This is a genomic window from Paenibacillus sp. Marseille-Q9583 (genome assembly GCF_976954365.1).
The window spans coordinates 1-10,888 of record NZ_CDRJTB010000110.1 but is presented as its reverse complement, the minus strand read 5'-3'; the positions used below and the strand labels follow the sequence as shown (position 1 = coordinate 10,888).

Here is a 10,888-nt window from a genome sequence, read left to right as displayed (position 1 = left end):
ATTGTAGTTAAGTTTTTTGAAAATTGAAACTTTTTTCTGGAGGTTAAGATGGACACAAGAGTTAATTGTAAATGCTGTAATTACCACACAAATTTTCAGCATGTTTTATTTGACTATGAATCAGTTGTCTGCGTCGCTGATGATAATAATATATTAATAGGGTCATGTTATATAATACCGAAAGCACATAAAGAAACACCATTTGATTTATCAGAAAGAGAATGAATAGACACAAAAAAACTGATTGATATATCCAAAAATCACTTAGACACAAAATATAAGCCAGATGGTTATAATCTTGGTTGGAACATCGGAGAAGTAGGCGGACAGTTTGTTTTCCAGTCTCATTTACATATTGTACCGAGATATAAAGATGAACCGTTTGCTGGTAAGGGAATAAGGCATTGGCTCAGAAATGATTAAGCAGGATAGTTTCAATATGATGGAGAATTCCAGATAAAGAAGTATTGCGGAAGGGGATAGAACGCTGAGTCGAGAGATAGTAATAAATCTGCCTATAGAACCGCATGAAGTACCAACTTTAAGAGAGTTAGTGGGATGGGACGGCAGACATTCTGATTACCCTGCTATATTTGAACGTTGCAACTTTTGGGCTGGTCTTCGAGATGAAAAAAACATTGAGCTTATAGCATTTGGCTATGTTGCAGGAATGGGATTGCAACATGGCTATATGGAGGACATAATTGTGCATCCTAAATTTCAGAAGAGAGGAATAGGGCAAGCCTTAGTGAAGAAATTACTTCAAGAGGCGGAGCAGTTCGGGTTAGAAATTGTGACGTTGACATACGATTCAAAACACACGTCATTCTATTCAGAGAGTGGATTCACACCTTGTTCCGGAGGATTATGGAGGAAAAAAGACTAAGCTAACGGGACACGATAGCTCAATAATGACACAAAGGTAGCCGGTCAATAGATCAGTTGCCTTTGTTGAATTAACGGGCAGGATAGTTGAATGATTTCGCGAATAGCTTAAGTCATGACGAATTTACGAAGTTCGCAAAAAAGATATTAGCCGAAAGAAGTTCTTAGTTTAGGAGGAGTCTACATGATATTAGAAAAAGTTATAAATAGAATTGTAATACAAAGTGAATATAAGGCTTTTGTTGATAAGTATATAGATAATATACTTACCGAATGGAAAGGTAAGATTCATAGCATTTATATGTGTGGCTCGATTCCAAAAGGAACTGCTAAACCTTTTAAGTCAGATGCAGACTTTACTATTGTATGTGTAAATCCCAAAGATATTGATTACGAAAGATTGTCAAATATTAAAGACAGGCTTTTGGAAGAATATCCAGTAGTAACTAAGATTGATACGATAATTTGCTCGATTGACGATGTATTAAGTAAACCAAATGAGTGGGGTTTTTGGGTAAAGATAATTTGTGTTTGCATATATGGTCATGACGTTGGTGAAAAAGTACCACCGATAAGTATTTCTCCAGAGTTCATTTTAGACTTAAATACAGAGACCAAGGAGGAAGTAGATCGTATACATAGTTTACTTTCTAATGCTAATGATAACACAATGAAAACTAGATATATTAAAGGTTACTCTAAGAGATTAATTCGTGCATTATACTCTTTGGTTTTAGAAGATACAGGTGTATGGCAAGATGACATTATAAAGATGAAGAATGCCATATTAAACTATTGTGAGATTGACTCCGCTTTAGTTGATTATCTGTATGCTTGTTACTTGGATAGTAATGTACTTGTTGAAGAGTTTCTGGGAATTGCAGATGAAGTATATAGCTATTTTGAGAACGCCTTAAATACAATGGCTGCTTCCAGAACTTCCTTCGGCTAACGCCATATTGACGCTGCTTTTTTGATTTCCGTCAAATTGGACTGTTGTATAGAATCATTTTACGAAATTAATCCCGATGTCTTTCATGACGACTTATTTCCTTATGTAAGGGAGCTTCATGAGGATATATTCTATTTTAGAAATGAAAAGACAGGTTTGATTTTGGATTTAGGATGGTATCCAGCTATGCGTTCAGAGGGTGCGTATACATTGGATTTAGTGAAAATAGGTGATGAAGAAACTGGACCCGAATATTGGGCTAACCCTATTTTAAAATATTGTTCCCGCAAAATTAACGACATAACAAATATAATCCATGAAGTTCTCAATAAAGAGCAATATGATTCGTCCGAAGCAAAGTAAATCATTAAGCTAACGGAGAACAACAGTAGAATAGCGGCTGCTTCGGCAGTCGTTTTTTATTGTTCAATTAGCCAGTAGAATACTTACAATTTGAGGCGCTATAGCATCACATTAGTAGGATTAGGTTATGTAATGATATTCTAATACTCAAAAAAATTGGAACAATGTGGTAAAATGAAATGATGGGAAGAAGTACTCAATAAAAAATAAAGGAGGAGACAAATATTTCATGGGCAACGACTTTTACAGAAAACTAGGTGCATCCTTTCTAATTTCCGCTGGAGTAATCTATGCAATCGAACGAGTAGGCTCTTTGATAGCTCGCAGCCATGAAATTGCAGCATTGTACGAAGCGAATATGTTCAATGCCCTACCTGAAACGCATATTACAAGCTTCTTCGATAATATCTTTGTGCCAATCCTTGCGTTTCTCGGTATGATACTTTTCGTATATGGGTTTCCGAAAAAAATTAAATAAGATAACTCGTTCATCACGATGTGAGCACATTATGAATTTTACCATAAAGTTACAGAGGAGGTGCTTAGGTGGCGGAAAGAAGATGGGGTATTGTCAAATGGTACAAAGAAGATAAAGGTTACGGACGGATAATGCTAGACGGGCAGGAAGGTAACCATGTTTTTGTACACTTCAGCGAAATACTACCAGACCCTATTAGGTTACCGAACGGCTTTCGGTTCCTTAAAGAGGGTCAAAAAGTTGAATTCGACTTATTCGAGTTTCCGAATATAATTGACTCTCAGCGTAGGACAGCTAAAAATGTACAAATATTAGAGGAATGAAGGAATCGAGACTTACTTGATGAATGTATGGACTTTCGGGAATCATAATTAAGCTAACAGGAGACGATAGTTCAATATAAACACGATAAGGCAGCCAATCAGTCAACATGATCGGCTGCTTTTGTTCAATTAGCGGGCATTTATCTTCAACTACTAAATTACAGTTTTCTTGCTTTGATTACGAAAGTTACAGGAAGCATCTTTGCTTTTTTTGCGAAATCGTCGTTATCGTCCCGCAATTGAATAATTTTATCATCAGATTGCTCAATCATTTCTTCAATAACAAATCCCGCTTTTGAGAGCGCATTCACATAGGTTGATAGTTTACGGTCAGCTAATGTTAGCGTACTTTCGTCAAGAGTTACCGAATACCAAGATTCATCGAAGTAACATTTTTTAAAAACAAGCATATCATTTTCTGCAACAACACATTTGTGTATAGGGTGAGACCAACTGAAAATAAATATGCCGTCTTTTTTTAGGTAAGAAGCAATCCTGCTAAAAGTACCCACAAGGTCGGTTGTCCAGCCTATAGCATAAATCGAATAAACAAAGTCAAAATAATCCTCAGGTAGGCCACATTTTTCTTCCATGGGTGAACAGATTAATTTTGCTGAAAGTCCGTGATCTGATAAGTATTCTCTTGTTTTTTCGATTTGGTTTTCCGATATATCCATACCCCATAGTTCAGATGCTTTACGTTCCCCGAGATATTGCAATGATTGACCGCTTCCACAGCCTATCTCCAACACCTTTTTTCCTGAAATATCGCCAAAAAGCTGGCATTGTTCTTCTGAGACGAATGCTCCATATAAAGGAAGTGCGGTTGCTCCTAAAATATCATTTCCTTTTGTATCCCAAAATAAGCTGTTGGTTTCATGAATAACATTCTTGTCCATATCGACCGAGACAGCGCTACCAACCTCGCCAGCACCTATAATATTTGTTCTATAAACAGAATTCTTGTCCATGCCAGTACCATCCCCCAATATAAAAATATTAGTCTAAATGTATATCCTGACTTGCGCGCTATTGATTCCAAAATAATGTACCATTTTTCTATGATTACATCTACCTAAAATATTCCATAGCATCCATTTGATCTAGTAGACTCATTGCGCTAACGGGACACGATAGTGGAATAGCGGTTGCTACGGCAGTAGTTTTTTATTTGTTCAATTAATGGGCAAGATAGTTGAAAAAGGAACTTAAATTTAAATCTCGAATATTTATTGAGAACGGATAGCTAAAAAATTGATGACAGACAGGAGATATATACGATGATAAAAGGTTTCGGAGGAATCTTTTGGAGAACTAAGAATCTTGAAGTTATAAAAAAATGGTACAGTGAGGTCTTGAAGATTGAAATAGATCATTGGAATGGGACTGTGATAAAGCCCCAATCAGGAAATGAGACTATCTTTTCTTTCTTTACCGAGGATGACAGTTATTTTCCAACAGAACAACAAGTGATGTTAAATTTCCAAGTACATAATCTAGACGAGACTATTAAACATCTTGAGCATATTGGTATACCACTTGCAAAGAAAGAAGAAATTAGTGAATTTGGAAAGTTTGTTTGGATTGAAGATCCTGAAGGTCGACTGATCGAGCTTTGGGAGAAATAAAGAGTTGTGTAATAAAAATGAGTTGACACAAAAGTAGTTAGGTGCCATACTATATATATGAACAACAATAATAAAAAAATAAATGACATTGAGGCTATTCCCTCGCTTGTACAATCCAAGCGTCAGATTGATCGCTATAACCTAGACATAGACGCACAGGCTATACTCGTCGCGTCTAGGCTAATGGCAGCGGGAGCCTTGCTTGGACACGCCTCGGAGATTCATTTCTCTAGATTCGGTTTATCAACAGGGCGTTATCGTTTGTTGGCAGATCTTGAAGATAACGAGGGAGAAGAGTTGCCTTCGCAATTAGCGGAGCATCTTGGCGTTACACGTGCTACAGTGACTGGTCTTATCGACATTCTTGAACGAGATGGTTTAGTATCTCGGCGATCAAGCTCAGACGATGGCCGTCAGAAATCGGTCGTTTTAACGGAAGAAGGAGCTAAGAAGCTCCGTGAAATGGCTCCTGAGCATTTCGCTCGGCTGGAAGCAATGGTGGGCTTGCTCAACATCGAAGAACGCAGCGTATTTCTCGACTTGCTAGGTCGAGTTACACAAGGCATTTCAGCACTTACGGGCGAACTAGGCTCGAAACCAAAGGGAAACATCAGTAATGAGTAGAATGGGCTAGTGAAGCTAGCCTATTTTTACTCTTATATAGTTAGGTACCTAATTATATCTCACTGAACTACTTCAAAGAAGAAAGGAGCAACTAAATGAACCAGATGAAATACTCGAATCAGACAGATGATGTTTACGGCATCAAGGCTGTTGGTTCCAAGAAAAAGACTTTTGTACTATGGCGTGAAGTTGTAATGGCCTATATTGCTCCTGCCATTATGGCAGGTATCGGGGGGGTGGTTTCTGCAGATAGGGGGCTTCAAATAGCGGCATTGACCACAATCGGCGGTGCATCGGCCTTGATGGCCTTGATGATTGGCCTTTTGTTGCGTAGCCGAGTGGGCCATTTGCGATGGGTCATCGGTGCACCTCACTTGGTCGTGGTAGGGGTATTTGCAATGGCCGGGTCCTTGTTTGGACTATACGCCGCATGGGTGGCATCTGTTGTAGTAGAAAATATGATTCCGAGTATTCACTTGGCCTGGGTAGATCGTGTCTGGATCGATTTCCCGTTGTCTGGATTCATAGCAAGCACGATAGTGACATGGCGGTGGCGACTTGCCGTCACAACTAATTTTTCATCCAAAAGGAGAAGATAAAAATGATAGTTATTATGGGAGCAACAGGTACGATTGGAAGTGCGCTTTTGGAACGTTTGGTTGATCTCGGCGTACCTTTCAGGGCGCTGAGCAGAGAGCCAGAGAAATTGCGTGATCAGATCGGAGAAAAAAGCCGATCGACTACCGAGGTCGCAAGGGTGGATGCTTCCGATCCCGAATCACTGCGCCGCGCGTTTACAGGTGCTAGCCAGCTCTTCCTTGCCATGTCCAACAGTCCAAGACAAATCGAATTAGAAACCTCAATCATTCAGATTGCCGCCGAATCTGGAATCAAACACATCGTAAAAATATCCAGTCCAGCCTTTGAGCAGAGCTCTCCAGTAGCAGTGGCGGGCTGGCATCAAGAAATTGAGAAAACGCTCAGGGAGTCGGGTCTCACTCACACCGTGTTGCGCCCTTATGCGTTCATGCAAAACTTAATGAACTTTGCACCAACGATCACAACCCAAAATGTTTTCTTCGGCTCTATGGGCGATTCACCGTGTAACTTCATTGACTGTCGCGATATTGCAGACGTTGCCGCAGAAGTTCTGACCAACCACGAGGTATCAGGCCATATATATACGCTTACTGGTTCGGAGATTTTCAGTTATCCCCAGATCGCGAGTCGGCTATCTGTTCTGCTTAATCGGCCGATAAGTTACATCAACATTGAACCCCAAGTACTACTCCGTAATCTTATCGAGCACGGGAATATGCCTCCTTGGCTCGCGAACCACGTTGTGGAAATTCAAACCATGTCTAGGATGGTGCCAGAAAGTCCAAATGACACTGTGAAGCGCTTGCTCGGCAGAGAGCCACGCACGCTAGACGCCTTTCTACATGAGTGTGCACAAAATTTCCGGTAGAGGCGGAGGCCACCTATTCTGATATTTGTGTCGTTAGCAGTATTTTATTCCGATTTAAGATAAGTCATTGAGCTTTAAGAGAACGTTAGTGGAGGAGCTTCCTATATGGTAGCTCTTCTTTATCATTTAAGCTAACTGCAGGTTAACGGAATGGGACCGTAGTCGAAAAAAATTTGCGTCATTTTGCCCGGTTATTGTTCCGACACGGTGTCTGCGAACCAGTTTCGGCTTGAAGATGGGAACGAGATATCGTTTACTCGATCACCTGTATCGAATAAAGAAAGATGCTATGCCGAATACGAAAAAAAAGATGACCATTTTGTTGGGTGGCCTCTAATTATTCTATCGCGGTCAGGATAAAGTAGTGATTATCGACTTAAAGAGTAGTTATGTAAGGTTTGATAAAAATTGATTATAACTATGAATTACCAAATGGTTTATCGAATAAATAGTAAAATAATACTGTTAAGTACGAGGGTTATCGAGAGGACTTTTATTTTGATTATCCTTTTTGGGTCTATATAAGTACATGTTTTTCCTAATGAAAATTATTTTTTTTCTAATGTAACATTGAAATGAAAGAGGGGGATGGCGTTGATTGAACATAGCAATCTTGAAGAATATCTGGATCCGGTAAATTATGATCTTGAATTTGACGGTGAAATGGACAAATATCAGTTCTATCTTGAGCTTGCAAGATCGAGTCCTGGCGAAGTGTTAGAACTTGCTTGTGGTACAGGCTTAACAACGATACCCCTGTCAAAAGCCGGTATAACGATGACCGGCGTAGATATCTCTTCTGTGATGCTCGCGTATGCTCGGCTGAAGGCGGAAGGGTTGACTGTTACTTTTATGGAAGGCGATGCCCGTACCTTCGAATCGGACAAGCGATTTTCGATGATTTATTTGACTGGCAATGCATTTCAGGCATTCTTAAGTGATCAAGATCAAATCGATTTGCTTACTACCGTTCACAAACATTTACAACCCCATGGAATCTTTGCATTCGAGACCCGTAATCCGGAGGGAACGGATTTATCCGATCAAGAGGAAACAGAATGGGGATCATTTATTGATAAGGATGGGCAAAACGTAAAGGTATCAGGCACACAATATTACGATATTAGCCAGCATATCATGCATTGGGTCACGATGCGTGATTGGGGAGATAAACGAACGACTTCCAGAATTGCTTGTCGATTCACAGATCAGGCTACGCTGCAATCTTTATTAATCCGTCACGGCTTTCGCGTCGAACATCAATATGCTAACTGGGATAAAAAGCCGTTCTCTCCGTCATCTTCATCTATTATTAGCGTTTGTAGGAAATGTTAGGAGAGACGTAATGCATTGCAATAGGAAAAATCCCCTCAGGTCGAGGGGATTTTTGGTGATTCTAAGCAGATTCCCGCTTAAAGTCCGCATTTATTCAACTAGACGGCAAGATAGCGTAATAGCCTGTCTGAAAATATGGTACAATTTGTAATACTAAAGCGAGGTGAAAGAATTTGAGGAATATTGTTGAGGACTCACAGTTTCTCAGTGCTGGGGGGAAATAATATATTTTCAACAAAAAAAACTAATAGTGATTGATGGATGCTATTGGGCATGCCCCTATGAACTTGTTTTTTATGATTTTTCTAATCCTATGAATGTACCATATAATGAGTTATTCCGTGTGGATGTTGATAGCGTATTAAATTGGGATAGTTGGAAAGATTCCTGTAGGGTTATATATCTTGATAAAGAAAACAACGAGACAGAATTTGTATTTTAGAAACTAAGCTAACGCAGAACGATAGTGGAATAGCGGTTGCTTCGGCAGCCGTTTTATTTGTTCAACTAAGGATTAAGGAGGATTTATGAAAATTGCAGCAAAACTAAACTTATGATCAAAGGTGAATGCCGATGGGACAACTAATAATTGAACCCTATAAACCCGAAAGGGAGAAGAGCGTTGACGACGATATTTGTTAACGAAGAATTGGGTATCGGTGCCACACTCAAAACGGAGCGGATGAGATTCGCCAAAGATAGATGCAATAGATTCGTGATGCTTATTGTTGGTGAAATAGCAGCAATCGGAATGATTGACGGGTTTGAACTGAAGAGCTTTTATTTCATTTCTTGTAAATGAAATTGTGCGAAGGGGTGGGGAAATCGTGACACTCGGGGTTGTGAAAGGCAATCCTGCTATAAAATTGTATAAGAGTCTTGGGTTCAAAGCAAAGCCATTAAACCATTGGGTAACAAAATAGTTAGTTCAGGGATTGGGGAATTAATTATGATATGTGAGAAGAAATCTAAGAGACTTGAAATTGTTCGATCCCTTGTTTATGAAATGCAGAGCAGCTTCAAGAATCAGAAAGCTTGGGCTCATCTTTCAGGAGTGTCTACCTTCGCATCGATGCTCGCTATGAGAAGAGGACAAGATTCGGAAATCGCTGCGATCGCGGGGGTGCTACATGATTTTTATTTCTATAAAACTGGAATTAATACCTTTCCTGGTCACAACAGTGCAGACGCGGTAAAACCTATAATACGTAGCACCCAAATCTTTACCGACGAAGAGATGTCAGGAATTCTTAGGTCAATCTTTTATCAAGATGATAGACATCGAGTTCATGGACCAGATGAGGAAGTTATTAAAGACGCTATTTTATTGCAGATGTACTTTCAAAATACAGGAAATCATTTGCTTAAGACGGATATACATAGACTACAAAATGTATTTATTGAATTAGGGATTCCGGAGAGAAATGTAAATACAGAATTTAACGTAGATGTGGAAACATTAAATAGAGAAACTAAAGACAGACGACTTATGCTGGCTGATTTTGCGGAAAAGCTTGCAGAGCAAAACATAATCGGGGTACCGGAAGATGAACGTTATCGGGAAATTTGCAAGTATTGGCCGGACTCTGATATCTATAAAGTACTAGAAGGTAACTGGTGTGCTGCATTTGTATACTACTGCTGTATGCAGGTTGGAATACTTCTTCCAATTCGATATCCGAACCGAATGTATCGTCTAGCTGGGGTTGGTGCGTGGTTGGATTGGGCTCAGCTGCCCGAAACTAGATTTTTCTATGACGCTAAACAAGAAGAATTTAATCCAGCACGTGGTGATATTGTTATTTTCGATAAGCTTCTCTCCGATAATTCTCACGATCATATCGGAATTGTTTTAGCTTGTGAAGACAATGAAATTTTGATTGCTGAAGGTAATAAAGACAATAAAAACTACTCTAGTGTCTCATACAGGGATAGAGATCATTGTATACTCGGATATGTCCGAATAGATAACGGCTACCATTATCATCACAATGGAGAATATATACCCTTTGGTTATTGATTTCGAGCAGTTATTAAGCTATTGAATACCGATTAGGGAGGTAAATCCATGTTTGATATTGAAAGAATTAAAGAGATTATTCCTCATCGGAATCCATTTCTCTTGGTCGATAGCATATTGGAGATTAATGAAGGGAAGAGAGCTGTTGGAATTAAAAATGTAACCATTAATGAACCTTATTTTCTCGGTCATTTCCCTGACTATCCCGTAATGCCTGGAGTCTTAATTGTAGAAGCACTGGCACAGGTCGGTGGAGTCGCTATGTCTAACGTTGAAAGCAACAATCATAAAATAGGCTTACTGACTGGTATTGATAATTGCCGTTTCAAACGACAAGTAAAACCAGGAGAACAACTCCTTCTTGTATTTGATGTAATTCGAATCAAGGGACAAATCGTCAAGGGAAAGGGAGTCGCCACGGTAAATAATGAATTGGTATGCGAATCTGAAATAATGTTTGCATTCAGTTCGATTTAGGTTTTAATGTAACGGGATTGATGAGCAGGTGCTTTGGTATCCTGCTCTTTTCATTAAGCTAACGGGCAGTTTAACGCAACAAATATACCTTGAATTTATGATACGGGTCATCGTGATGTATCTAAGCACAAAGTACAGTTTGACCACAAGATATACATATCAGTATAAACACAAACCCACTCCTTTGGCGGAGTGGGTTTGTGTTTATAACTTTTCTTTTATGGAACTATCGTTCCGCTAAATCAAGGGAGAGTAGTATTTCTAACATATTTCATTCCAACTCTGAAACTGATTCGCCACTAATTATCGTACCGTTATTCTTACCTTCACAAATT

15 protein-coding genes are annotated in these 10,888 nt (G+C 39.3%); 14 read left to right on the top strand and 1 reads right to left on the bottom strand.

From position 1 onward, the window contains the following. Positions 1-225 precede the first annotated feature (225 nt). The 5 genes from ACWNM1_RS29135 (at position 226) to ACWNM1_RS29115 (ending at position 3,001) form a co-directional block, all read left to right on the top strand. A complete protein-coding gene (locus tag ACWNM1_RS29135; protein ID WP_449603724.1) occupies positions 226-423 on the top strand; it encodes an HIT family protein in 198 nt (65 codons plus the stop codon). Between the two features lie 130 nt (positions 424-553). Then, complete coding sequence (locus ACWNM1_RS29130) at positions 554-886, top strand: GNAT family N-acetyltransferase (protein WP_449603723.1); 333 nt, start codon at positions 554-556, stop codon at positions 884-886. Between the two features lie 183 nt (positions 887-1,069). After that, a complete protein-coding gene (locus ACWNM1_RS29125; RefSeq protein WP_449603722.1) occupies positions 1,070-1,837 on the top strand; it encodes a nucleotidyltransferase domain-containing protein in 768 nt (255 codons plus the stop codon). Between the two features lie 592 nt (positions 1,838-2,429). Then, entirely contained in the window at positions 2,430-2,678 is a 249-nt protein-coding gene (locus ACWNM1_RS29120) for a hypothetical protein (protein ID WP_076287095.1), read from the top strand. A 68-nt stretch (positions 2,679-2,746) separates the two neighbouring features. Next, on the top strand, positions 2,747-3,001 hold the full coding sequence (locus ACWNM1_RS29115) for a cold-shock protein (protein WP_449603721.1): 255 nt from the start codon (positions 2,747-2,749) through the stop codon (positions 2,999-3,001). Positions 3,002-3,159: 158 nt separating this feature from the next. Here ACWNM1_RS29115 and ACWNM1_RS29110 read toward each other — a convergent pair whose 3' ends face one another. After that, entirely contained in the window at positions 3,160-3,972 is an 813-nt protein-coding gene (locus ACWNM1_RS29110; protein ID WP_449603720.1) for a class I SAM-dependent methyltransferase, read from the bottom strand. Positions 3,973-4,281: 309 nt separating this feature from the next. On the opposite strand from ACWNM1_RS29110, the gene ACWNM1_RS29105 reads away from it, so the two are divergent. The 9 genes from ACWNM1_RS29105 to fabZ all read left to right on the top strand — a co-directional run bounded on the left by ACWNM1_RS29105 (position 4,282) and on the right by fabZ (position 10,553). Continuing rightward, the gene (locus ACWNM1_RS29105; protein WP_339287005.1) at positions 4,282-4,629 is read left to right on the top strand and encodes a VOC family protein; all 348 of its coding nucleotides are present in this window, start codon (positions 4,282-4,284) and stop codon (positions 4,627-4,629) included. Between the two features lie 57 nt (positions 4,630-4,686). Next, the gene (locus tag ACWNM1_RS29100; RefSeq protein ID WP_449603719.1) at positions 4,687-5,253 is read left to right on the top strand and encodes a MarR family winged helix-turn-helix transcriptional regulator; all 567 of its coding nucleotides are present in this window, start codon (positions 4,687-4,689) and stop codon (positions 5,251-5,253) included. Positions 5,254-5,357: 104 nt separating this feature from the next. Further along, a complete protein-coding gene (locus ACWNM1_RS29095) occupies positions 5,358-5,852 on the top strand; it encodes a hypothetical protein (RefSeq protein ID WP_449603718.1) in 495 nt (164 codons plus the stop codon). A 2-nt stretch (positions 5,853-5,854) separates the two neighbouring features. Continuing rightward, positions 5,855-6,721, top strand: coding sequence for an SDR family oxidoreductase (locus ACWNM1_RS29090; protein WP_449603717.1), 867 nt, complete (start codon positions 5,855-5,857; stop codon positions 6,719-6,721). Between the two features lie 594 nt (positions 6,722-7,315). Next, positions 7,316-8,056 (top strand): class I SAM-dependent DNA methyltransferase, encoded by a 741-nt coding sequence (locus tag ACWNM1_RS29085; protein WP_449603716.1) that lies wholly within the window; start codon positions 7,316-7,318, stop codon positions 8,054-8,056. A 622-nt stretch (positions 8,057-8,678) separates the two neighbouring features. Continuing rightward, positions 8,679-8,858, top strand: coding sequence for a hypothetical protein (locus ACWNM1_RS29080; protein ID WP_449603715.1), 180 nt, complete (start codon positions 8,679-8,681; stop codon positions 8,856-8,858). 4 nt (positions 8,859-8,862) lie between these two features. Further along, a complete protein-coding gene (locus ACWNM1_RS29075; protein WP_449603714.1) occupies positions 8,863-8,979 on the top strand; it encodes a hypothetical protein in 117 nt (38 codons plus the stop codon). A gap of 26 nt (positions 8,980-9,005) precedes the next feature. Beyond that, positions 9,006-10,076 carry a CHAP domain-containing protein gene (locus tag ACWNM1_RS29070; protein WP_449603713.1) on the top strand — a complete coding sequence of 357 codons (1,071 nt, stop codon included), beginning with the start codon at positions 9,006-9,008 and terminating at the stop codon, positions 10,074-10,076. Between the two features lie 48 nt (positions 10,077-10,124). Continuing rightward, positions 10,125-10,553 carry a 3-hydroxyacyl-ACP dehydratase FabZ gene (gene fabZ / locus ACWNM1_RS29065; RefSeq protein ID WP_449603712.1) on the top strand — a complete coding sequence of 143 codons (429 nt, stop codon included), beginning with the start codon at positions 10,125-10,127 and terminating at the stop codon, positions 10,551-10,553. Positions 10,554-10,888 lie beyond the last annotated feature (335 nt).